The 25,796-nt window shown below is 44.2% G+C and carries 16 protein-coding genes and 1 pseudogene; 3 read left to right on the top strand and 14 right to left on the bottom strand.

The window, feature by feature from the left end:
* Positions 1 to 123 precede the first annotated feature (123 nt).
* Together HQN90_RS12340 and HQN90_RS12345 are read left to right on the top strand one after the other, a co-directional pair.
* On the top strand, positions 124 to 1,863 hold the full coding sequence (locus HQN90_RS12340) for a sensor histidine kinase (protein ID WP_173218599.1): 1,740 nt from the start codon (positions 124 to 126) through the stop codon (positions 1,861 to 1,863).
* The gene (locus HQN90_RS12345) at positions 1,841 to 3,436 is read left to right on the top strand and encodes a response regulator transcription factor (protein WP_173218600.1); all 1,596 of its coding nucleotides are present in this window, start codon (positions 1,841 to 1,843) and stop codon (positions 3,434 to 3,436) included. Before HQN90_RS12340 ends, HQN90_RS12345 begins: the two co-directional genes overlap by 23 nt.
* 60 nt (positions 3,437 to 3,496) lie before the next feature.
* Here the strand turns inward: HQN90_RS12345 and HQN90_RS12350 are convergent, their stop codons facing one another.
* The 12 genes and pseudogenes from HQN90_RS12350 to HQN90_RS12405 all read right to left on the bottom strand — a co-directional run bounded on the left by HQN90_RS12350 (position 3,497) and on the right by HQN90_RS12405 (position 22,252).
* On the bottom strand, positions 3,497 to 4,840 hold the full coding sequence (locus HQN90_RS12350; protein WP_173218601.1) for a GH1 family beta-glucosidase: 1,344 nt from the start codon (positions 4,838 to 4,840) through the stop codon (positions 3,497 to 3,499).
* A gap of 26 nt (positions 4,841 to 4,866) precedes the next feature.
* Positions 4,867 to 5,682 carry a carbohydrate ABC transporter permease gene (locus tag HQN90_RS12355; protein ID WP_173218602.1) on the bottom strand — a complete coding sequence of 272 codons (816 nt, stop codon included), beginning with the start codon at positions 5,680 to 5,682 and terminating at the stop codon, positions 4,867 to 4,869.
* Positions 5,682 to 6,587, bottom strand: a complete 906-nt coding sequence (locus HQN90_RS12360; RefSeq protein WP_173218603.1) for a carbohydrate ABC transporter permease — start codon at positions 6,585 to 6,587, stop codon at positions 5,682 to 5,684. The genes HQN90_RS12355 and HQN90_RS12360 overlap by 1 nt, the downstream gene beginning before the upstream one ends.
* A 74-nt stretch (positions 6,588 to 6,661) precedes the next feature.
* A complete protein-coding gene (locus HQN90_RS12365; protein WP_173218605.1) occupies positions 6,662 to 8,029 on the bottom strand; it encodes an ABC transporter substrate-binding protein in 1,368 nt (455 codons plus the stop codon).
* A gap of 129 nt (positions 8,030 to 8,158) precedes the next feature.
* On the bottom strand, positions 8,159 to 12,538 hold the full coding sequence (locus HQN90_RS12370) for a carbohydrate binding domain-containing protein (RefSeq protein WP_173218607.1): 4,380 nt from the start codon (positions 12,536 to 12,538) through the stop codon (positions 8,159 to 8,161).
* A gap of 300 nt (positions 12,539 to 12,838) precedes the next feature.
* Positions 12,839 to 13,429 (bottom strand): annotated as a pseudogene (gene bglS / locus HQN90_RS12375) (beta-glucanase); the annotation flags it as partial.
* 4 nt (positions 13,430 to 13,433) lie between these two features.
* On the bottom strand, positions 13,434 to 14,273 hold the full coding sequence (locus tag HQN90_RS12380) for a formylglycine-generating enzyme family protein (protein ID WP_173218609.1): 840 nt from the start codon (positions 14,271 to 14,273) through the stop codon (positions 13,434 to 13,436).
* Between the two features lie 189 nt (positions 14,274 to 14,462).
* Positions 14,463 to 15,101, bottom strand: coding sequence for a glycoside hydrolase family 11 protein (locus tag HQN90_RS12385; protein WP_173218611.1), 639 nt, complete (start codon positions 15,099 to 15,101; stop codon positions 14,463 to 14,465).
* A 351-nt stretch (positions 15,102 to 15,452) separates the two neighbouring features.
* Complete coding sequence (locus HQN90_RS12390) at positions 15,453 to 16,526, bottom strand: alpha/beta hydrolase (protein WP_173218613.1); 1,074 nt, start codon at positions 16,524 to 16,526, stop codon at positions 15,453 to 15,455.
* A 41-nt stretch (positions 16,527 to 16,567) separates the two neighbouring features.
* A complete protein-coding gene (locus HQN90_RS12395) occupies positions 16,568 to 20,404 on the bottom strand; it encodes an endo-1,4-beta-xylanase (protein WP_173218615.1) in 3,837 nt (1,278 codons plus the stop codon).
* 148 nt (positions 20,405 to 20,552) lie between these two features.
* Positions 20,553 to 21,530 (bottom strand): glycoside hydrolase family 43 protein, encoded by a 978-nt coding sequence (locus tag HQN90_RS12400; RefSeq protein WP_173218617.1) that lies wholly within the window; start codon positions 21,528 to 21,530, stop codon positions 20,553 to 20,555.
* A gap of 365 nt (positions 21,531 to 21,895) precedes the next feature.
* A complete protein-coding gene (locus tag HQN90_RS12405) occupies positions 21,896 to 22,252 on the bottom strand; it encodes a VOC family protein (protein WP_173218619.1) in 357 nt (118 codons plus the stop codon).
* A gap of 260 nt (positions 22,253 to 22,512) precedes the next feature.
* Between HQN90_RS12405 and HQN90_RS12410 the strand changes: the two genes are divergently transcribed.
* The gene (locus tag HQN90_RS12410) at positions 22,513 to 24,123 is read left to right on the top strand and encodes a xylulokinase (protein WP_173218621.1); all 1,611 of its coding nucleotides are present in this window, start codon (positions 22,513 to 22,515) and stop codon (positions 24,121 to 24,123) included.
* A gap of 15 nt (positions 24,124 to 24,138) precedes the next feature.
* Here HQN90_RS12410 and HQN90_RS12415 read toward each other — a convergent pair whose 3' ends face one another.
* Together HQN90_RS12415 and HQN90_RS12420 are read right to left on the bottom strand one after the other, a co-directional pair.
* On the bottom strand, positions 24,139 to 24,600 hold the full coding sequence (locus tag HQN90_RS12415; protein WP_173218623.1) for a GyrI-like domain-containing protein: 462 nt from the start codon (positions 24,598 to 24,600) through the stop codon (positions 24,139 to 24,141).
* A gap of 184 nt (positions 24,601 to 24,784) precedes the next feature.
* Positions 24,785 to 25,777 (bottom strand): endo-1,4-beta-xylanase, encoded by a 993-nt coding sequence (locus HQN90_RS12420; protein WP_173218625.1) that lies wholly within the window; start codon positions 25,775 to 25,777, stop codon positions 24,785 to 24,787.
* Positions 25,778 to 25,796 lie beyond the last annotated feature (19 nt).

The following is a 25,796-nucleotide window of genomic DNA, read 5'->3' on the forward strand; positions in this document are numbered from 1 at the left end:
ATTCATCTTATTATAAATTTTAAGGTCGTCCTATCATAACAGAACAATCGTCTGTATGGTATAATTGATATGGTATAATTTCATTAACAAAATAGGTTTACAGTAAAGGATGGTCCATTGCGATTGCGTGCTAATCTATTCCTCAAAATAACCGTATTACTGTTCACGATCATATCTATCACCTTGTTGCTATATGGATTATCCTACAGAAAAGATGTCGGAGTCATCACAGAACAAATTAAAACCTCCGATTTGAATCATTTAGATTTTTTCACAAAACAAATGGACAATAACGTGAATCAGTTAGCCGGTTTAGCTTATACCTTACAACGTGACCCGACGATCCGAGAATATGAGCATATCCAAGATCTCCAACATCTTATTGATCCCAACAAAACCACACTGACTGTTCTGGAAAAGTTGGCTCTGCAAACCAGTTCAAGTACATGGGAAAATCAGATTAACATTTATAATATACAAAAACGGGAGGCACTGTCTTCAGATGCTTCGGTTGTTTTCGAAGAGTCCCTGCTGAAAAAACCTCTGGCAAAAGGCTGGAATTATGATCCATCGATGAAAATGAACAGTTCCGATAACGGTTTTCGCTTGCTGCTCGCCGATCCTGTCGACTTTGCAGAGACGCCAGAATTGTCGAATATGATCATTGAAGTCCGTTTTCCAGTATCCAATTTGCAAAAAATGATCGGGGAATATCAGTATTACGGTGATACATTCCTTTATCATCCAAAACTCGGTCTTATAAAAAATCAGAATTTGGATACAAATCTAGCAATCGGGATTATGAACAACTTACAGAACATTCAAGCTGAACAGCAGTTTTCAACCACAGTCTATCTTCAAGGCAAGCAATACTTGGTCAGTATGATTCGTTCGACATCGTTAGGATGGTACATGATTCATTATTCACCGCTTGAACAAATTTTGCATCCAATTAGAACCAGCAGGGTTTCATTTATCACCGCTTCTTTTGTATTGCTTGCTCTCAGTACTTTGTTTTCTCTAATCATGTTCCGTCAAGTACAGCGCCCAATCGGTATTTTACTCAGAGCGGTAAACAAGATGAAAGAAGGTTACTGGTCCACACGAATTCGGACGAAAGCAAATAACGAATTCTCCATTTTAAATCAAGGGTTTAACGAAATGGCTCAGAAGGTTCAGGAATTGATCGAATGTGTCTATCTCGAACAACTACGCGCCAAGGATGCTTATCTGAAGCAATTGCAAGCGCAGATTAATCCGCATTTTCTTTATAATTGCCTTAATTTTATGAAAAGCAAGGCAAGAGTAGGCGATACAGCCTCTGTTGAAGCAATGGCACTTAACCTTGGCGAGTATTATCGCTACATAACACGAATGGACCATTCATTAACAACGATCGGACAAGAAATAAAGTTAGTGGAAAACTATTTATCGATTCAAAATCTGCGTAAACAACGTATCGATTATTCCATAAACATCACGGACGCTTTACTTACAGAACCCATTCCTAAATTGTTAATTCAGCCCATCGTTGAGAACAGCATTATCCATGGAATCGAAAAGAAATTGGGTGGCGGCCGGATCATGATCTATGGAGAAACTAAAGTTGACATGATGATCATTTCTGTCGAAGACAATGGGGCAGGAATGGATCCCCGCCAAATGGATGAGCTCTACGCCGTATTAGACGGGCCAATCCGCGAGGATGGCGGATGCGGGCTTTGGAATGTTCAGCAGCGTTTGAAACACCATTATGGCGGCTTGTCCGGTTTACTCATTGAACCTTCTGAGCTTGGAGGGGTCAAAGTTACACTTCGCATCCAAAAGAAAGGAATGAATCATGTTACAAATACTACTCGTTGACGACGAACCTTATGTTGTAGATGACTTGTCTATCACAATCCCTTGGGTGGATTTACAGTTTGAACAAGTCCATAAAGCCTACTCAGGACAAGAAGCGTTAGAAATCCTTATGCGCAATCCTATTGATATCGTCATAACGGATATCAGCATGCCTGAAATGTCCGGCCTGCAGCTGATCGAGGAAATTCGAAGCGGGTGGAAGCATATCAAATGTGTGCTGCTTACCGGTTATGCAGAATTTGAATATGCCAAGAAAGCTATCGAGAACCAAGCAAGCGCTTATTTGCTAAAGCCAATCGGGGATGAGCAATTGATCGAAGTGCTTCAGCAACTGCATCTTGAGATTCAGCGTGAATGGGAGACATTATCTTCCTTCCAGAATACGATGCAGACGTTTCGTGAGCATTTGCCATTGCTGCGAGACCGGCTTCTTAATGAAACTCTTCAAGGACGACGATTCACTAAAGAGCAACTTTCAGTACATATGCATAAATACCAACTCTCCCCGATGATTGACGAGCATGTAGCGATTATGATCGTGCGGCTTGAAGATTACTTTCAGAGGCAAGACATGAACAGTATACATCTGTTCGAATACGCTATTGTCAATATTGCAAATGAGTTGTTTCATGAACAGTTCGATATTTGGTCATGCAAAGATGTACATGAATATTTAGTCTTTCTTCTCAAGCCAAAATCACCGGACGTCCGCTCTTATTCTTTAACTCAAACTGCCTATGAACTGCAAAAAAACGTTAGCATGTACCTCAAAGGAGATGTTTCAGTCGCAACTACGTCATGGGGAATATTCCCATACAAAGTGCGTGAGCTATATCAATCTGCGGTTGCCTTGATCAGGCAGAGAATTGGACAAGAAACTGGTCTCTTCTTGACCGCAGATCAACAGATCGGGAATCAGGACATCCAAATCATGCAATCGCTTTATGAACCTCCGACCTTTCTTCATTTGTTCGAAGCGAACCGCTGGGATGCCATTGAAGAAAAACTTCATGCCGTTTTTCATGAATTAAAAGGCAGTGGAGAACACTCTCAGGAGCATATTGAGGTGACCAGAAATTATCTGAAGACAGCATTTTATTATTTTGCCCATAAAAACAATAAGTTGCTCAGAGATATCCTTGCCCCCTCGATGAATCAAAGCAGAAAGTTCCACTCTCCCGAGATGCTGAAGGACTGGGCAATGGAACTCATAGTGCAATTAAGGGCATATTTTCACTTGGGGCATCAAGACCAGCGTTCAATTCTTATTAACGATGTGCATGACTTTGTGGATAGTAATATCGGTTATGTCTCCCTTCAATCCATTGCAGATCATGTACAGCTACATCCCGTATATCTCTCTAAAATTTACAAATCAGAAACCGGAAAAAGCATAAGCGATTATTTTTTTCAGGTTAAGATGGAAAAAGCAGCCCACTTACTGACTAACAGCCAGCTTAAAATTTATGAGATTTCAACTATGCTTGGTTATTCGACTGCACACTATTTTATTAAGCTGTTCAAAGAGTACAGTCATATGACTCCCCAGGAATTCAGAGAACGGTCAAATTGAGGGGATTTTTAAAAATTCAAAAACGCGGAGCTTCGTTACGACGCTCTGCGTTTTTGTAATCTACAAATCAAATCCGCCTTTGCGAATGACTTCCTTATACCAGAAAAAACTGTTCTTTCGCGTGCGGGCTAACGTTTGAAAATCGACATGTATGAGTCCAAATCGTTTGCCGTATCCTTCTGCCCATTCAAAATTATCCAGCAATGACCAGGTGAGATAACCGATCAGATTCACACCGCTCTCCAAACAACGATTCAGTTGGATCAAATGCTGCTTTAGATATTGAATTCGCTTCGTATCGTTTACGCGCCCTTCCTCTACATCATCGTTATAACAAGCTCCATTTTCAGTGATTAGCAGCGGGATATTCCCATACCTTTGCGTAATATAGCACAGCACATTATAAAATCCATCGGGATAAATAAACCAATCAAAATCTGTTTTAACATATCCGGTATCGACATCCTCATAGTCGAATAAGCCTTCATCCTGCTTATATCTGCCTACGTTGCCCGTATAATAATTAATTCCCACATAATCAATTGGATAGTGAATATCTTTCATATCACCTTCCTTTATTTCCAGAGAGACTCCCTTCGTGGCAAACCAGTCGAGCATAAATTGCGGATACTTTCCTAATAAAACCGGATCCATAAACCATTCCAAAAAGAAAGCGATGCCTCTGCGGCATGCATCCGCATCTTCCTTGCGATTGGAATACGGCTCCAACCAGGTCACATTAGGAGCAATACCTATTTGTCCTGAGATCCCCAGTTCCCTGAATCGTTTCACGGCTCGGCCATGAGCAATCAGGAGATGATGTGAAATCGTAACGGCGAGCTGCAAGTCCCGATTCCCAGGCGCATGAATACCCATATAATTGGAGAGAAATGAAACGCACCATGGTTCGTTTATAGTTATCCAATACTTGATTCTCCCTGCAAATTTACGAAAAATGACTTCTGAATAGGCAACAAACGCATCAATTGTATCTCTGTTTGCCCATCCACCCCGATCCTCCAACGTTTGCGGCAAATCCCAATGATATAACGTACAAACAGGTTCGATTCCAGCTGCTAAAAGTTCATCAACCAGATTGGAATAATATTCGAGGCCTTTCAAATTTATCTCTCCAGTGCCGCTCGGGAATATCCTGGGCCAGGCAATTGAGAAACGGTACATCGTAATTCCTAAATCTTTCATAAGTGCGACATCTTTTTTGTATCGATAGTAGCTATCGCATGCTATATCGCCATTATCGCCATTCATCACTTTACCAGGCGTATGCGAAAATGTGTCCCATATAGAGGGGCCTCGCCCGTCATCCTTCGTGGCCCCTTCTATTTGATAAGCAGCTGTCGCCGCTCCCCAATGAAAATCTTGCGGAAATCGTATTTGTGCCATTGATCATTTCCCTTTCTGTATATCGATCATGATTTAACTGCTCCCGTCATGGCGCCTTCAATAATATACCGCTGCAAGAAAATATACAGGATGATCATTGGACTTGCCACAATGACAAGTGCCGCAGCCAATAAAGTCCATTGATTGCTGAATTGGCCGTAGAATTTGAATAACCCCAGTACAATTGGAAATAGCTTCTTATCGGAAAGATAAATGGTCGCCCCTATCACGTTGTTCCAGACCCCTATTGCCTGCAAAATCGCGCTTGTCGCCAATACGGGTTTTATTAGGGGCATAATTATCGTCATCACATATCTGGAATAGCTGCAGCCGTCGATGCTGGCCGCTTCATCCAATTCTCTCGGGACCGCCTTTATGTAACCCGTCATGAGCATAAATCCGAGACCAATCCCTGTGTTCACCAAAATATACCCGATTCTGGTATTATACAAACCTAGCCAATGGATCAAATTCCACTGCGGAATCATATTATTCGGCAAAAAAATCGCGATCATAAAAAATACGTACACAAAGTTGCTCCATTTGATATAACTGCGGGATACAGGAAAAGCAGCCAGAGCGGAAATCAGAACTGACGCCCCGACGGCTACCCCGGTGTAAAGTATACTGTTCCAAATGTACGTGCTAAAATTCCCCTGTTTCCATGCATTCACATAATTTTCAGGTTGAAAATGCTTGACAATGCCTACCGGATCCACAATAAACTCAACGTCTGGCTTAAAGGACACATTAAACAGATATAAAAGGGGATACAGGTAAAGTATCACCATGATCAGCATGAGGAGATAGCCGAGAGGTCTGGGCACCAAATGGATCTTCATTACAACTGCACCTCTCTTCGCCGTAAATAATATTGAGCAATTACTGCTATGACCAGAACAATGCTGAATTGAATAACAGCTACCGCTGAAGCAAATCCTTGTCGGAGTCCTAAAGCACCCGGCGTACCTCCGAATGCGGCACGATATATTTCATAACCAAGTACACTTGTGTTGAAATTGCCTTGAGTCAGAACAAAAACTACGTCATATGTTTGCAGCGATCCAATAATGGCCAAAAGTAAATTTACTGTGGCTGTCGAAGCCAGCATTGGCCATGTGATATGAACAAACGATTGCCATGCTCTAGCGCCATCAATATGACCTGCTTCATAAAGGTCGCCCGGAATTGCCTGCAAGCCGGCAAGAAAGATGACCACCGTATACCCCAGCGAGCCCCATATCTGTATAAAAACAACGATGTAGAATGCCAAATCATAGGAGCCCAAAAAAGTGGAAGAGCTGCCGAATATCCCCCACAGCTTCTGAACCGGACCATCCATCGGATTAAACATGAGCGACCAAATCAATCCGAAGACCGTTACGCCCAACACGACCGGCATAAAAATAAGCGATCTGTAAAACAAATGGCCTTTCAATTTCGAATTAATAATGATAGCGAGAAGAAGCCCGATAGCTGTCTGTACAATCGTGACAGCAAAAGAAAAAATGACAGTTCTCTTGACCGAAGCCAAATAAGCCGCCGTTCTGCCTGAATGAAAAAATTCTTTGTAATTATCGAGACCGATAAAATGCCACTTCACTCCTGCAACTCCCGAAATATCGGTAAATGAGTATATAATGCTAGCCATTGAGGGTCCAAAAGAAAATACAATGTAAATGATTAATGCCGGCAGCAGGAATCCGTAAGGAGCCCATTTATGCCACTTTTTACCGAATGGATACATCTCCAGCAACTCCTGTCTAGTGAAAAATGGAGGTAGGCGCGCAAGCAGGACTACCCCCAAGTGTTTGTCTTCAATTATTTAGCGTTTTTCATTTCGACTTCCCACTCTTTTTGCATCTTTTGCATAATTTCTTCAGGAGTTTCCTTGCCTGCCGGCTTCAGAAACTGAACAGGTGTGGGACTGCCCGTGTAATCGCCAGCTCCTTGCGGTGCTTGCCAAATAACATCCATGGCCAGCTTCAAACTACTTGCAAGCGGAGCAACTTCCTGCATAAACGGATTCGTGAATTTGACATTTGGCTGAGTAGGCAAGAAACCAACTGTATTAATAAATTCGTTATAGATATCTGGTTGAGAGATAAATTCGAGATACTTTAATGCGGCCTCTTTATTGGCCGATTTTGCGGCGACTAATAGAGACATGTCATATTTACCGAAGAAATTTTTATTATTCTCCGCTTTATCGCTGGCTGGCATCGGGAAGTATCCAAATTTCAGATTCGGATTCGCTTTCTCGATGGCACCTGAATTCCAAATCCCGTCAGGCATCATAGCCGCTTTCCCCGTTGCGAACCGTCCAACGACCGAAGCATAGTCGATACCCATAAAGTCCTTCTCGGTATAGTTCAACATTTGTTGATATTTAGTAAATATCTCCGAGAATACCGGATCGGTGAACTTAGTTTCACCAGACCATAACTTCTTGTCTAATTGTTCAACATTAGGCTCAATAGCCTGAATAAATCCATTAGCTACCATTCCAAGCGGCCACACATCTTTGCCTGCGAGTGTGAACGGAGAAACTCCGCTATCTTTAAGCTTCTTAGAGACGTCCATCATCTCAGGCCAAGTTGTCGGTACTTTTAAGCCATTTTTCTCAAACAATTCCTTGTTGTAAAATACGCCTGTGTAAGTAACGGTACCGATATCGACACCCCAAACTTTATCCTTGTATGTAGTGGCATTTTTCAAAGCTTCCGGGAAGTAATTATTCAAATACGGTTTTCCCGTCAAATCCTCAATCAGGCCGGCATCGATGTATTGCTGCAGCGGAGGAACGGCTGCGCCTTTATGCCAATCTTTTTTTGGGTTGATCGCGAAATCCGTTATGATATCCGCATCGTTAGCGTTTAAGCGGGTTTGCAGTAAAGTTTGATATGCGGCGTCAGGTTTTGATGTATCTAACGTAATTGTAATGTTTGGATATTTCGCATGAAACTTTTCGTTGACTTTCGTCAAAGCCGCAATATTCGTTGGCTGTTCCCATGTAGCCAGTTTCAACGTGATCGGTTTTTCAGCTTTTGCTGTTTGCGCAGAAGTGGTGCTTTGATTATCTTTTGGTTTACTGTCTGTCGTTGCCGTATTGCCGCCGCATGCCGTGAAAACAAGTGCCATTGAACAGGTAGTCAATACAGTTAATCCTTTTTTGCCAAGCAGACGCATTGATAGTCCCCCTAAATAAGTATTTGTATGTAACCGGTACCGTTGTTACTCCTTTATTATAAATTTGAGAGAATAGGCCTTAAATAACAAATCGACAGTATTGATAACAAAAAAGCAATATACGAGTTATCAAGGGGTAATCGCGCCGTCATTGACTAAGATAATGTCGTCGATAAATACGCTTAAGTCCCCGGCATTGCCTCCGGTAATATTCCCAAGCTCGAAGCTCACTCGTCCTTTATCCGTAGTATCCTTGTCATCAATAAAGGTAAACGTATATGTCTGATCGGTCGTACCCAAATCAATAATTTTACTGCCATAACCATGCCATGCGTAGTTATGAGCGGCATCATCCGACCAACCGATACTGATGTTCATCTTACGCGGTGTTGTCGAATGCGCCTTGAATGACAGCGTGTATTGGTTGCCGTTTTTATAACCGACTCCCTCATAGTAAACTTGGCGCTGCCAGGATTCTGTCCCAACAGTTCCGACATTAGCCCTTAACGAACCGTTGTCATTGGAGATGGCAAGCTGGCCACTATCTTGTGAGAATATTGTCCAACCCGATAAGCCCGAAGCAAAATCGCCATTGGGAATCAAATTCGCCTTTTGTGACATCACCTGCACCAGAGAAACATTGTCCAGATAAACGGAATGAGTGACAGAAATATCGCTGAGTTTGCCTAAACTAAACAGAGGTACTGCGTCCGGAACATCGGCTGTCATCGTGAATACTTTCTCGAAATGCTGCTTATTGCCAGTTAAACTTACTCTTTGATCCATATAAGGCGTATATGGAGCCTCTTTTAACTGTACGATTCCTTTCATATCCCTCGAAACTGACGCTGAAGCATCAAAACTGAAACGATATGTCTTTCCGCTCGCAAGCGCCTTATTTGCTGTTTGTTTAACTTGGATATCGTATTCGTTCGCACCAGGTCCATCAATATCCACGCTTAATTCCCCATTGGCTGCAGAAATTGCGGTGGACTGCACGCCAGCGTCTGCTGAATTTTTCATCAGTGTCCATCCACTTGTATCATTGTTGCTGAAATCCCCGTTTTGAATCATTTCCCGAGAGAAGTCGATCCATACGGTGCTATAATCCTGCCCTGCCAAACGCAAGTAATAGGTTCCTGCATGCAGATCCAACTGTTCGATATAAATCGTTGTATACGATTGCCTGCCCCCAGTATTGCCAACGGCAACTGCGATCGTTTTCACTGCATGCAAGGATTCGTCCAGAACCGTAAAGTTCAATACAGAGTCGTCTTTGACGCTTGAGACCCTTACTGATGGCACATAGCGTCCTGGCTGCACGATGCTGATTTTGTAATCAGTATAATTGCCCGGGGCCATTCCTGTAAGGTCTTTCGCGCCCTCCCCACTTGCTTCTAACGTTGTTCCTCGCGTTTCCCAATATTGGTCTGCTTGAATATGAACATAATTATTCACTGTGGGGGAATCATTACGTTTAATCAAACGTACATTATCCAATACAATTGTTCCCGTGTCACCGCCTAACAGAAACTTCAGGTTAGAGTCAGTTTGTGTATCATTTACCGTAAAATGTTTGGTATAAGTATTCATGGCATCAGTCAGATTCACGGTCGGTCCTCCCGTATAGGTTACACCGCCACTCACTCCTGTATCGAGACCGACTGCGATCGAACGGTTGTGATCTGCCTTAGCATCAAACGTTAACGTATACGTAGCCCCTTTGGAGAGCACAAGCCCTGATTGCGACAAATATACACTCTCAGGAGTGGTACCACCATTTGCTGCGGTTACATTAAGCTTACGATCCATCATGTAGGTGGAAGGTACAAGATCATTGCTTACCGAAGCCGCTGCAACTGCCCCTACAGCTTTTGTAATATGCCAGAACGCCATTCTGTCACTGCCTTGATCGAATCCCCCGTTAAAGACCAGATTGCCGTCATTAAGCGGCTGCCTTACCTTTGGCGGCTCCGGAATCCACGGAATCTCAACCACCCTTACATTTGTAAAATAAACGTTCGCGGTAGACGTCTTTCCGAGATTGAACTCGAAACGGGTATTATTATCAGTCTTACTCTTCATATTGAAGGAGTACTCGTAGGACTGCCATTGATCGGTGAGTTGTGCAGTCACTTCTCCCGAATAAGGCGTCCAACTTCCCTGATATTGCGACACCTTCGACATAATCGGACGAGGCGCATCCGCCTTGGCATCGTAAGTGACCTTATATGCCTTACCTTGTTCCAACATGAGAGGCATTTGCGTTAGTTGAATCGAATAAAGTTGGTCGCCTGCATTCGTAACAGTGACTTTCGCTACATTTCCCTTGACTGGGTCTTGGGCGATACTAACATTCCCATCGCCATTGACGTTCTTAAGGAACTCCCATTTGTGAGGAACGCCCTTATCGTCAATTCCCCCATCGAATTTGTTGTTCCAAATTTGATTCCCGTCCGGCATCGGATCACGCTGTGGCAAGTTGAGACTTGATGACTCTGGGCGCTTTCCAGTCACGTCAGGCAATTTATCCAAATCTTTGTACTTGTAGGCACGGACATAATCGACATACATTTTATCGGACTTGAAATCGCCCTTCGGATTTCCCGGCATATCGCCACCGACAGCCAGATTCAGGATCATGTAGAAAGGCCGATCGAAAGGCGCAGGATACGTATAATTTTCCGCCTGCCCGTCACCCCTTGAACCCCAATCACTGGTTTCATGGAACTTATGTCCATCCACAAACCAACTGATTTTCCCAGGCAGCCATTCCACCGAAAACACGTGATAATCATCGGCAAACGTCTGTCCTTGCGGCAGTAAATAATGATTATATTGCTGCTCGTGAGGATTACCGTAGTGAATAGTGCCTTGAACCTTCCTCGGATACACATCCGCATTAGCGGGATCAGACGCTACTGGCCCCGTTAGCTCCATCATGTCAATTTCGCCGGAGCCTGGCCATGGTCCATATTGCTTGAGTTCATCTGTAGGCATCATCCAAATGGCAGGCCACATGCCTTGCTGAATAGGCAATTTGGCACGAACTTCGAACTTTCCATACGTCCAGTCGCCTTTCATTTGGGAGGTCAGCTTACCCGACGTATAGTCACGGCCCGAGTGAGATTCTTTTTTTGCTTCTAGAACAAGTACGTTTTCGTTACCGTCTTTCTCAATGCTTGCATTGTTAGGACTATAATATTCCAACTCATTATTGTAAACTGTTCCAGTATCCTGAACGTTCCATTTACTCGAATCGATTGTATTACCGTTAAACTCGTCATTCCAGATCAATTGCCAAGGATTTTCTTGCGATGAATTACTTGAATTGCTTGAATTACTTGATGAACTGGTTGGCGTACCAGGCTTAACTCCTGAATCTTCGGGCAAATTCAGATCGTCGCCTTTGTTCACCGGTTTATCGTTAACCGTAACACCAGCAGCCCCTACTTTCATATGAACAATCGTCCCTTTGTTCACGATCTTGGAGCCGTAAGCCGATTCTCCAATATGTAATTCCTTCACTGTAGTACCTGAAGATAATTCCACGATAGATGGATGATTGACCTCGATGAATTTAGCTGAAGAATTGTCGTTTAAAGCAAACCTTACCAGGTTATTCTTCTTGTTCAGGACCACGTGAGACAGATTCGACTTATTAAATATGACGGAATGTGTGCCGCCTCCATTAATAAATGTGTCACCTGCAACCGTAATGTTGCTGAATGTAGCCTCCCCTTCGCCTACTCCTTCCGTAACATAAAGATTCCCATCAATTTTCACATCTTGAAGCGTCGTTCCAGGGCGATTGATGATTACATTCCCTTTGATTTCCTTTGTTGTGATATCGCCAAAATCCGGGCTCATCCAGGCAATCATGCGACCCAGCAATTCGACGGTTTCAGCACGCGTCATTGCACGTTTTGGCTGCAAATTTTGCCCGTCGTCCCCTGTTAGATATCCCTCCGAGATTAGACTGCTCATAGCTGACTTGGCATAATCATCGATATCTGCAGCATCATGGAAACGGAATATCGAATCATTGGTACTATTGCTAATTTGAAATGCCCGTGTTAGCAAAAGTACGGCATCCTGACGCTGAATCCGCTCATTCGGAATAAACCTTCCGTCCGGATACCCTTGGATCAGTCCGGCATTCGTCGCTTTGGAAACGGCTTCCTTATACCAATCGGAAGGTTTTACATCCGTAAACAATGACGCTCCATCACTCTCATACCGGAACACGCGGTTAAGGAATGTGACAAATTCAGCGCGCGTTACCGGCTCGTCAGGATGAAACTCTTGATCCTCGTAACCGGTTACAATACCAGCCTGCGCAAATTTAGCAACAGCAAGATTCGCCCAGTGGCCATTCATGTCCTCGAAATTAGCAGCCATTGATGATGGCTTTTCTTCTGCAGAAGCGGCCAAAACTGGCGCTGCCGAAGAGAAGAACGGGACAACAAGACTAAAACTTAAAAGTGTAGAACATACTTTCCGATACACGTTGACTCCTCCTATTAACGATAGTTGGTAAAGCTGGCTGCGGGCTGTCTCCATTATAGGCTTGCCCCTTGCTGCCAGAAATACCAAATCATAAATCTGAATAACAAATATTCAATGTGGAGTCGATTACTAAGCCGAAAATGCAAATGGCTGCCGATGAATTAGATCATCGGCAGCCATTCTGTTGTACGCCCGGCATCATAGGTCATCTAAAACAATATGATGAAAGCCCGGAGGATAATAGCAAGCGCTTACAAAAAAACTGGCGTGAAGGATGACTTTTTCAGTATTAAGTCATTATTAATTACTCGTATACTTTACCCAATCGTAGTAAGTAGATAGAGGATTTTTACCGTCATAAGTCCCGAGCCAGGAATCCACTCCCGTGCCATTCCATATATTCATCATGATCTTGCCCGGTGTCTTTGGAATGTTGGAGGTGGCTGTATGCTTCAAAACGCCATCCACATACCATTTAATAGAGCCTGCCTGCCAATTGAACGCGTACGAATGAAATCCTTGAGAAGCATCGAAGCCGAGGTCAACGACCTTCTCATGGCCGCCCACACCATTCGTGTAGTAATTAAACTGCACTTTCGTTGTATCCTTGCCAAGGAATTCGATGTCGATCTCATCCCACTGGGTACCATCGCTCGGACCGGTATAAGTGAAGAATGAGGAGACAATACCCACATTCTTAGCAGGCTTCATGTTGACCTCATATTTACCATAGCCGTATTTGTTCGTGGAACGGTATTCGCCACAGTCGAATTTGTTGTAAGGTGGACTGGTGATCTTTAGTTCCAATTGTCCGCCACTGGTGAAATTGGCATTATTTTGTCTCCATGTACAATTAAACATGGAACCGTTAGAGTAATTATTCGCTTGTTCCCGATTACTCGCCGCGACACACACGAAAACCTTGATCGGGGCCTAAGCCATTTGCCTCGAACTTGCCTCGAAAAGATAACTGGCTGTTGCTGACGTCGCCGATCCAACCGCCGCCCTTCACAACCCGGTAAGACCCGCTATTACTATCCAAGTCTCCGTACCAGTTCCAGCTCCATTCCCTTACATTACCTGACATATCGAAAAGTCCTAACTCGTTGGGTCTCTTGTCACCGATAGATTTTGTTTTATTATGGTTATTTTCTATCGCAGGCCAGTTCCAATCGCCTGATAAGTATTTATCTCCAGCGTTTTTCCAATACCATGCTACTTCATCTGCATTATTGCTTCCGCTGTAAGTGTAACTCTTGCTCACTTGACCTCCACCTGCAGCATATTCCCACTCCGCTTCTGTCGGCAATCGGTAACCATTGGCTTCCGCATTGATCGTCACTGTCCATTTTATATTATCGTTATCACTCTTATTATTCGGGTCTATTTTATTCTTGTCTATGTTGTAATACGGTTTTAAGCCCTCTTTTATACTTCTTTTAATACAGTACTCAACAACGTCATACCAGCTTACCATTTCTACCGGCAAATTGTCGCCTTTGAATTCGGAGGGATTACTTCCCATTACCTCAATCCACTCTTTTTGAGTTACCTCATATTTGCCGATAAAAAAATTCGATATTTTTACACTTTTTCCGTAGTAGTTGGACTTTGTGTTCATAAAAGTCCCGCCTTTGACTAGTACAAAGTTATTATTCTTTTCAGGTATTTCTTGCGAACAAGCGCTGACAGCAACCATCATTCCCATTAAAAAGAAAGGTAATAGCTTTCTCATAGATTATCTCCTTTAAACTGATAGGAAAAAGGGATCGGTTCCCTCGCGCCCCCTTCACTTCTCTGAAAGGTATATAAGACCGCCGGCTGTAAGGCCGGCCGGCCTTAGCAGTATCAATGATTGAAAAACTTTCTCAATATTCTAGAAACGGTCAGGTACCCGTCAGTTGCCCTGCTTGCAGGTGAGTTGTTACCACACCGTTACGTTAGAGCTCCCACTACTTTGATATCCCTCTGTCGCTAATACCTGGTAAGCCCAACTACTCCCTAGATTCATTCCTTTGCTCTGCCATGCATTAACGTGGTTGCTAAAAGTGATTGCGACGTTGCTACCGGTCGCTCTCTTCGACTGTCGGACACTCCAGAACTGGGTGAAAGTTTGTGTACCGTCAATGGAAGGTGCGTTAGTTCGTGTAGTCGTATATATGTCATAAGTGCCCCCATCACTGGTCACAGTGCCTTTATACGTTCCAGTAGGTCTATATGTCCCCCAGCTATCAACGACGTAATATTCTATGAGTGAGTTTCTAGTCCACCCATAGAGAGTCAAATACCCATTGCCGGACGGTGCCCAGACGCCAGCATTGTAATTTATTGTCCTAGTTGCTGATCCGATATTCCAGCCTTTACCGACAACAAAATTCCCTGAATTTGTCCAGTTGACGCTGTAATTACCATCAGATCCATTCACAGCATTTACAGTTCCACCGCCATCTGTCCAATTTTGCCAGTAATCTGTCGCTGCACTTGCGGTTATTGCAAACATGCTGGTACAACCTACTGTAGCTGCAAGAACTAACGTCAAGAACTTCTTTTTAAACTTTGACATAGTCTACCTCCTAAAATATTTTATTTGTCACAACGCACCTACATACTACTTGAGTATTACCCTTTGTAAATTACCTCCTCCCTAAGTAAATTATAGAACGTAAGCGCATACATAACTATTTAACAAATTAAAGAATATCACCCCCTATTTTTAACTTACTTATAAAAAGATGGAAAAATCACTTGCAAACGCTTAATACTCGATTGAATTCGTTTACACGTGAAACCACGCAATGTTCAATCCTCCTCGACCTTATGCTGAAGAACACTTCTGGTTTTCTCACGATTAGACATCTTAGAACTGCCAAACGGAGATCGTAACGAAGAATCTGTACGTGATGCTCTACAATACTCATTTCAGTGTTTTCATCACAACATGGGACCTTACATGATCATCACAATTTTTGAATATCAATCGACTAAAATTGTAAGCACCGTTATTCCAAACATGGAAATCATGATGACCATCCTTAATCAGAATTTGATAAAAATAATTAAGATGATTTTCCGATTGGTTGATAAGCCCATCTATCGATTTTATACAGCTGCCAATTGCTACTCTGTCCGCATCGCCGCAGGTGGTATATAGCAAATGAAGATTATGAACACAAGACGCAATACTGACTCCAAGCGTTTTGCCATCACTCGACGTAGGAGCGTTTGAAAAAGCTCCGACATAAGCGAACAAATCTATCATACCTGGTGCGAGCACAGTCTTATCCAACCCATTGTTCCAAGGACTCTCCGTGCGAGTGATTCGCGTCGAATCATGCCGGTAACCGCCGAGGATCAGATTCAGGGCTTGCATTCCCCCCATAGAGAGCCCAGCGATCGCTCTGCGCGTACGGTTATATATGATCCCCTCTTGTGAGGTTTCCGTTATATCTGCTGCGGTTTGGTAATTCGATTCTATAAATGGAATCAGATCGTATCTCAGCTCATAATCAAAATAATAGAATCCTAGCATATTGGTTCCTTCAGGATTGAAGGAAGTGTCTGTCCAGTCATACGCGCTTCTTCCGTTGGGAAATACGACAATCAACGGATCGATATCACCGTTTGCTATGAGATTGTCAAATAGATTGCAAATGATAAATTGTCCGTCTGCTTTACCGTTGCTGCTTAACCATTCAGATTGATCCCCGCCTACACCATGAAGCAAATACAATACATTGTATCTGACAGAATTGTCGTTTGGGTCATAAGCAGCAGGCAAGTAGACGTTGCATTTCTTCAATATGGCATCTCCCGCAACGGTTTCTCTTCCTGCTTCACTGCTATCGATGATCCGATTTGTTACAAGCTGCCGAGTCAAATGAATATAGTTGCTTACCTTATAGGAAACCTCTTGAATCGTACCTTGAAGCCCCTCATTAGCTGACCTAAAATATTCGGCAGGCACTGCCGTCACATTCATGCTGCTCATGGCTCTTTAGTCCCCCTTAAGATATATATATTTATTCCCAGTTAACCCCATCCCAAAATCCTAATAATACTAACCGCCGCTTCTGCGCGGGTGCAAAAAGCCTTCGGCTTCAGCGTACCGTCTTCGTAGCCGTTCAGCACACCCTTGACGGTCAAAGCCGTAAGTGGTCCTTGGGACCACGTGGAGATGTCACTCCTGTCCTTATAATCCAGACTGCCGCTGGCCGCAGTCAGGTGGGCTGCACGTGCAAGGATTACGGCCATTTGTTCCCGGGTGATGTTGTCATCCGGGCCGAAAGTTCCGTCCTCATAGCCGACTACAATCCCCAGTGCGGATGCTATTTCAATTGCCTCCTTTGCCCAGTGGCTACCGGTATCGGAGAACCCAGCTCCGCCTGTTGCCTTCAGGTGAAAAGCTTTGACGATCATGGATACGAACTCGGATCTTGTTAGGGTTGAATCAGGCTGGAATGTGCCGTCCGGGTAGCCGTCGATCACTCCTGCTTTTACAAGTTCTTGGATCCCTGCTTCGGCCCAGTGTCTTTGAATATCGATCAAGGCCGGAACCCGATCAATGGTCGCTCCATTCTGTTCCACTTTGCCGCCCTTTTGCTCCTCACCTTTCATTGACTCCTCCGGTGTAGAGGTCGGGGTCGGGGTCGTGTCGTTCTGAGGCGGTGCAAGCTTTGGCTGAAGCGTCAGAACACCGAATCTCGAGGTGTTCTGATAGGATTGACCTGTTGGGTCATTCCAAGAAAAGACGCTGTCCCGGCTTCCACTGTCCTGAGCATTGTTGACTTGGAGGTCGAATCCGATCATGGTTCCTGCAGTTGGAGTGATTGAATCCAGTGAGATTGCTGCTTCTACGACGTAGCCTCCATCAATTCTTTTGGTGGCTGATGTATAGTTGTTTTGTGCTGCATGGCCGCCGACAGTCTTTACGTTCTTGAAGTTGATTCGGTATTGGCCATCGTCATCTTGGTAGTTCTCCGATTTTCCGTTGTTCTGGTCAACGAAAATTTCCACTGAATCCTGCTCCCATGTATTGACGTTGGCATCATTCAATACGCTGTCCTTCACAACAGCATAGACATAAAGGTTATGCTCATCCCACATCGTACGGAATTGCGCTTTAGCGATTGTGTTGTTATGTTGCTCTACCATTACATCGGTCGTATTAACCGGAGCGTCTGCCCACATACTGTCCATTTTACCGTCGATAGCGGGGGTTCCATAAAGAGATTTTGCCACTTTGGTAGCATCGATATAAGTCAAGGCCCCGTAGCCGAGACTGTCGTCGCCCTGGACGTTCCGAGGATCGCTCCAGGAAACGATAATACCGTTGCTGCCATGCTCCGTACCATCATTAATCCCCATGTCGGTCACTCTTACATCAAACTTCACTTGCTTGCCTAAGATACCTGCCAACGGGATAGATGCTTGCAGCACATAACCGTCAGAACCTTCCGTAATTTGAGCATCATTTCGTGCGAACGTATATTTCTTGATTCCATTGTCATCCACGAAGAGCTCGATTTTATCCGTTGTGGTTTTGGTAATGTCTTTGACCGCTACGCGGGCATAGAGATTATGTTCATCCCACAAGGTTTTCACCTGAGCCTGCAGCATACCTGACTGCTGAGTCTTTATGGTCTGAATTGTATTCCAAACCGAGTCCGAGGCATTCACAGGTGTGCCTTGAGCTGTAAGTGCTGTTTGAGCAGTTATAGGAAGATGGGTAGGCGTCAGCGTCTTTACTGCCTCAATCATTCCCCAATAAGCATATTTGGCTTGATACTGCACATCGAACGGAAGAGGAGCATCTTTACGGGTTATATTATTGATGTTGTCGAGCCAAGTATGATCGTCTGCAATCCCCCATATCGTGACATTGCTGACCCATCCGTCAGGATTATAAGCCGGAGTGTTCGTATTAGCTTTTTTCCCCTCATTGTCCAGCCTCACCAGCTCTTGGAACAATTGCTTGTAACGGTAGCCTTGTTTCACAAGCATGGAGTCATCAAAGCTGGTGGAATTGTCCGTATATACTGAAACGTCAAGCTCCGTTATCTGATTGTCAAATCCGGCTTCTCCGAATTTCCGGATAGATTCGGAAATTTGATCGATAGAGGGACCGCCAATGCTAATGTGCGTTTGGTGGCCCACGCCGTCAATCGGAACTCCTTCGCCTTTCAGCTTCGTCACCAGATTAAACAAAAAATCGCGTTTGACCGGATCCTGCGTACTGTAATCGTTGATATACAGTTTTGCGTTCGGCAGCTCTTGACGAGCAACTCTGAAGGCTGTACGGATGAAGTCCAAGCCAGTCAACGTATACCATTCGCTCTTCCGCATGCCGTCTGGCTGCCCAGGGTCAATGACTTCGTTTACGACGTCGATGGCATCGATCGGCACGGCTATAGCACTGAAGTGACGCGCCACGGTTTGGATATAAGTCGTCAGACGGTCAAGCACCAACTGTTTATTCTCCGCTGTAGCTGCAAGCGGCTGACCCTGGGCATCCTTAAACATCCATTCTGCAGCCTGCGAATGCCAAGCAAGGGTATGCAGCCGGAAATTCATAGTGTGAGCCTTGGCATATTGTGCGATTTTGTCTGCTTCCGCCCAGTTCCATTGCCCTTCTGCCGATTCCAGAGAGCCCGGCTTTGTGGCGTTCTCGGCGACGATGGAGCTATAGTGATAATCCAGAAGGTTGTGAACATCGGAAGTAAGCTGATCTCCCGTTATGGCAGCACCAATTTTGAAGTTGTCCGCATAGATGTCCTTCAAAGGATCAATGTCCGTTTGAACCGGCTTCGGTCCGGATACTTGACCCGAATAGGACAATTCGAAATCGTCCATATAGAAAGATCTTGCATCGCTATACGGGTTGGCTACTTCCACGTATGCATTCAAAACAGTTGGAGTGCTTGTTAATGTAAATGTGCCGGTCAACTTTACCCAAGCGTCGGATGTTACCGTCACGTTAGACGAAACATTGGCATAAGAACTGTCACCGCTCTGTACAGAGAGTCGCAATATAGTGGGAGACTGCCCCGAAGCCATTTTTACCCATGCGGACAAATTGTACTTGTAACCCTTGGACATCTTACCAAGGACGTTCAACAAAGGTCCGTCATATTGCTCTGATACCGTGGTCAGCAAGCTCTTGGAGCCGCCTGTGGTGTGGTTGTCAGCCGTCGATATATCGATATTGCCGGAGCCGTTTCTGCGTACCCAATTTCCTAGCCCTTCCTCAAAGGAGGATTGAATTCCAGTTTGGTCAACAACTCCCGAATCCGTTGTTGCAGCTGGTGTGACGTCCGTTAACTTCACTTCATCGATATAGAGGTCCTCCGTAGTGGTGGAAGCTGGATCCGACTCCACCCATATTTTGAACGCCTTCGTATCGCCCGGAAGCTCGTATCCCTTCAGTTCAAAGGTAGTCCAATCGGTGGAGCTAACCGATTTATTCCCCACCAACCAAGGATATTTGTTGCTTAGCGAGTCAGCATCGACATTGGAAGCAATATGGAAACTATCAGTTCCTGCTCCGACTTTAAGCTTCAGTGATAAATCGTACGTATGGCCGGCTTGCGTATACGAAGTCAAATCCAGGAACGGGCTGCTGTTCCTCGCAGCACGGTTCGTCATTGCCAAAGATTTGGAGCCTTCGGAGGCTGTTGCCGATGTTACGGCAATCGTTCCGTCTCCCATCCAGGATACCATAACCCAACCGCCAGTTTGGTCGTCTTCAAAGCTTTGGGACAAAACAATCGTATTACTAGCAGCAGATGCCATCAATGGTACTAGCAGATGGGGAGCGATCATCCCGAACAACAGAACGATGACCATCCATACATTAAAATTTTGTTTCACAAACATCCTCCTCTTTCTGCAATCGCTTACAAATTTATTCCGATTTCATTCTACAACTTAGGTAATACGTTGTCGGCTCCCCAATTGCAGGCGGAGAACAAGATGTCCCGCCCGCAGTTTTTAAGGGCCAAGGCCAAATTTTTTTTCGTTAATAAGGATTGATCGTCCGAATCGTTCCATCTTCGTTATAGTGTAACTCCGTATATTTAACGCAGCGCTTGTGGTTAACGCCTTCGGATAAAGAACTGTCGTGGTAAAATAAGTACCATTTGTCTTCGAACTGGACAATGGAGTGATGCGTTGTCCAGCCTATAACCGGAGTTAAGATCGTGCCCTTGAAGGTATACGGTCCCAACGGATTCCGGCTGACGGCGTATACTAATTTATGGGTGGTGCCCGTGGAGTAGGACAAGTAGTACCATCCGTTATATTTGTGTACCCACGGTCCTTCAAAATAGCGCCTATCCTCATCTCCAGCGAGAATCGGGCTGCCGTTTTCGTCAACAATCGAAATTTCTAGAGGAGCGGTTTGAAATGACAGCATGTCCTCGCTCAGCAGAGCGACCCGAGGGCCAATCGCAGGCGCCTCCGCCGCCGGTCCCACCGCTTCCTGCTCGAAAGTATTGGTCTGCCATTTTTCCAATTGACCACCCCAAAGACCGCCGAAATAAATGTAAGCCCGATGGTCGTCATCAATAAGCACGGCTGGGTCGATACTGAAGCTTTCCTCGATATAAGACGGTTGAGGAAGAAAAGGACCAGCCGGCGAAGTGCTTGTCGCCACACCGATTCGAAAAATCCCATCATGATCCCGGGCAGGAAAGTACAAGAAATAGGTTCCGGCCTTAAAAGCAGCATCAGGAGCCCAGAGTTGTTTGGAAGCCCAGGGAATATCTTTTAGATGAAGGACTTGGCCATGGTCGATAACGGGGGACTCGAAGCCATCCATGGATAGAACATGATAATCTTCCATTGCATATTGATCCCCATTGTCATTATCGGTGCCGTCATGATCAAGATCGTGTGACGGGTAGATGTAAATTTTCCCCTCAAATACGTGTGCCGAAGGATCAGCAGTAAAGATATGGGTGACAAGCGGGTGATGAGGTTTCGGTAAATTGTGCATACATGTGCTCCTCCATTTTATTTATTTTAGTTGTTCATTTACTTTTCATTGCGGTAAATGCAAGCGGCATGGATACCAATAACTTCTTTTTCGTGCCCTCCCCCCCATTTTCGCTTCACCTTTATGAATTTGATTTTGTCTTGCTACTTTATTATGAGACCTTGTATGCGATTACAAAATAAATAGATTAAAGATCTATCCCCCCTTTAATAAAGATGCGTGATAACGTTTTAGAACAACTTGCAGAAAATAGCACCTTAATTTTGCGTGCGTTCACATTTCCCGACAAGCAGGACCATGAGGAAAGAAAGCAGACGAATGAATGCATTCGACCTGCCCTTTCCTTTTCGTATGCAATATTGGCTCTAGCATTTGCAAATCATCAACATATTTCCATCTGGATCTTTAAAATTGAACCAATGCCCATTCTCTATATCGGTAACAAGTTCAACTTTACGGTCTTTCATGAATTGGTAAGCCTTATGTATATCATCAGTGTTAAAATGGACGATAGGAGTTCTAAAGTATGAATCCTCATGGTGAATTTTGCTGTCTAAAACAAGGTTTAATCCATTATTAACCAATGGTATACAACAAAGATGTCCCGCAATAATATCAAACATAGGCTCCAGTCCAAGAATAGAGCAATACCATTCCCTTGCCTCTCTAATATTACTCACTGGAATAAAAATGGCTCCTACTTTACTTAAAATAATACTCACATTTTTCACACTCCTTAATAATCATAAGATTAAAAATATTGTACCATGATATGGTAAAATATAGGAGTTGTTATTCAATGCGTTATCCTGTCCTTAACATTCCTGTAGGTGACTAGGACACTTCATTTCTTCTAATTCATTAATAAAACATATAAATATACTTTGTTTGTTTAATTTACAAACTAAGTTACAAGTGCTATCATCACACCATGATAACCAAAATTTATACTCGAACATTCTAAAGGAGGAGTATAGCCATCATGGATCAAACTATTAAACAAGCAATAATCAAGGGAGAAACCTCGCTTGGCATCGAATTTGGATCTACACGAATCAAGGCTGTACTGATTGACTACAATTTTGAAACAATCAGTTCCAGCAGCTATGAGTGGGAAAATCAATTGATCGACGGTTATTGGACCTACGATCTCAATGAAGTGATTAACGGGTTGCAAGAAGCCTATCACGAATTAAAGCAAGAGGTTGAGAATAATTATGGCATAACATTGCAAAAAATCGGATCAATCGGATGTTCTGCCATGATGCAGGGCTATATTGCACTTGATCAAGCAGGGGAGCTGTTGGTTCCGTTCCGTACATGGCGCAATGCCACAACGGGTACTGCTGCATCGGAGCTAACCGAGAAATTCCGATTTAAAATTCCAGAGCGCTGGAGCATAGCACATTTGTATCAAGCGATTTTAAACGATGAAGAGCATGTCACTAACATAGGTTATATTACAACCTTGTCGGGTTACATTCATTGGCTGTTGACTGGCAGCAAGGCTCTTGGGATGGGGGACGCCTCGGGTATGTTCCCAATCGATAAATCTACTCAGCAATATAGTGAAGATATGGTCAAGGAGTTTGCCGAATTAATTGCCGATAAAGACTACCCGTGGAATCTTAAAGATATTTTACCTAAAGTGTATATTGCTGGTGAACATGCTGGATATCTCAATGAAGCTGGTGCCCGACTATTAGATCCATCAGGCAGCCTGCAAGCAGGTATTCCGCTATGCCCTCCAGAAGGCGATGCCGGAACAGGCATGGTCGCTACGAATAGTGTCAAAAAGGGTACCGGCAACATTTCCGTAGGTACGTCGATTTTTGCCATGATTGTACTGGATAAAGATATATCCGTGTACCCTGAGATTGACATCGTGACTACACCTGATGGCAGCCCTGTCGGCATGGTTCTTGCTAATAACTGCTCCAGTGATATTAATGCATGGGTGGGCTTGTTCCGCGAATTTTATGAAGCAATGGGGCTGAAACCCGATATGAACCAGTTATTCAGCGCCCTGTTCAACAAAGCGCTGGTAGCAGACGCTGATGGCGGCGGATTGCTAAGCTACGGCTACTATTCAGGCGAGAACATTACCGGGCTTTCAAAAGGTCGTCCGCTGTTCGTTCGTTCTCCAGAAAGCCGCTTCAATCTGGCTAATTTTATGAGAGTACATCTGTTTACCGCGTTTGCTGCACTAAGGCTCGGGATGGATATTTTGACACAAAAGGAGAATGTAACGATTGACCGTATTTTGGCGCATGGCGGATTGTTCAAAACGCCGCTAGTCGGTCAAAAAATGTGTGCCGCAGCACTGAATGTTCCTGTCTCGGTCATGTCAACGGCTGGTGAGGGCGGCGCATGGGGGATGGCAATTTTGGCTTCATATATGGTTAATAAGGAGCAGCACGAGGGCTTGGCTGATTACCTTACCACTAAAGTGTTCAATGATGCAAAAGGACAAGAGGTTTATCCTGACAGCGCAGATGTGAATGGCTTTGCCTTGTTTATGGAGCGTTACACGGAAGGGCTCGCAATTGAGCAGGCAGCGGTAGATCATTTTGTAGAAAATTGGAAGAAATGACACCCACGTATCTACTTATTGCACAGGCAACCAAATTTCCATCTCATATTCAGCAGTTTCTTCTTTTCCAAACATATTAGATTTTACGATTTCAATTTCAGGCATTCCTACTTTTATTTTATACCCTCCCCTGTCAAATACCTTCCATAGCTCCCCATAAGTATTTGGAATTTCATTAGAAGGACCAAAATGTTTGAATACAACATATTTTTGTTTGGGAAAGGTATGTAAAGTCATTCCTTTTTCAACTGTGTCGTAATCGACAGCCTCTATCTCAATTCCACAGGTATAAAAGTAATGGTTACTTCTTGGGGGGAGGCACACTCCTACAATTTTATCTGCATTGTTTTCAGAAATAAACTTATACGCTTTCGCCCATAATCCTGGAATTGGATAATCTATACCATCACTCCATTTTCCTGCCGCACTATAACCTACTATAACAAATGAATCCTTTATTATTTCTTTAAACTCCATCCTTACTCCCGCCTTTTATTCAGATATTATTCTTTAGTTTCAAAGTAAGTATAGTAAATTTCTATATGTTTCTCTTGACTATTTTTGCTCTCCCCGTTACTAGAACAGGGAGGATCTGCACACGAAGCAAATAACCCTTTATAAATCCTCCACAGCAACCTTCTCAATTGCCAACTCAGTTTGCTTATCCGATTATGCGCCAGAATGCTTTTTTAGGCTGTAATTCCCTATCGAATAGGAACGGCCAGTTCTTTCTGCCGCGAACTGGGAAGTTGTCCAACCAAGTATAGTTGTCAGCCGCTCCCCAGAAAGTTACCGACGTAATGATTTCTCGATATTCCTTAAATAGCCTGAAGATATCCTCGTACCGCTGCTCCTGCAGCTCCACCATCTGCTCAGTGGGTACCAACAGATCGGTCCGCCTGTCCTCAAATTGAAACATGGAAAGATCTAACTCGGTGATGTGAAGCTCCAGATCGAGGGATGCGTAAAGCTCGATCGCTTGCCGTATTTCATCCAAGGAAGGACCATAGATATTCCAATGTCCCTGCATGCCGATCCCGTGGATAGGAACCCCCTTCTCCTTCAATGAACGGACGAGATTATAAATCTTATCCCGTTTGACTGGCTCTGTCTCGTTGTAGTCGTTATAGAATAGAAGCGCATTCGGATCGGCTTCATGTGCTGCCTCGAAGGCATGGCGGATATAGTCCTCCCCGAGAATATCCAGCCATTTGGTACTTCGCATCACCAAGTCCGCCTTGTCTTCGATTGCTTCATTAACCACGTCCCACGCATAAACCTTGCCTTTATAACGACTGGCAACCGTACGGATATGCTCCTGCATCCGCAAGAGTACCAATTCTTTGTCGGCAGGACCGCCAGAAGGGCCTTCAAATACCCAATCGGAGGTTTGATTATGCCAGACCATCGTATGCCCCCGAACGGCAATTCCGTTCTGCAAGGCGAAATTCATTATTTCATCCGCCGCCTCAAACGTATACCGCTCTTCCTCTGGATGGATCTCCTCGAACTTCATCTGGTTCTCCGCGGTAATGCTGTTGTAATGCCGGGCGATGAAGTCCCCCTCGGATCGGATGGTCTTCGTGCTAACCGCAGCCCCGATTCTGAATATGCCATTATAAGCCTCGTGCAGGTTCGGTACCTTGTTGTTCATAGATATTGGCAAACCTCCT

The sequence above is a fragment of the Paenibacillus alba genome (assembly GCF_013204855.1).
GTDB classification, from domain to species: Bacteria; Bacillota; Bacilli; order Paenibacillales; family NBRC-103111; genus Paenibacillus_E; species Paenibacillus_E alba.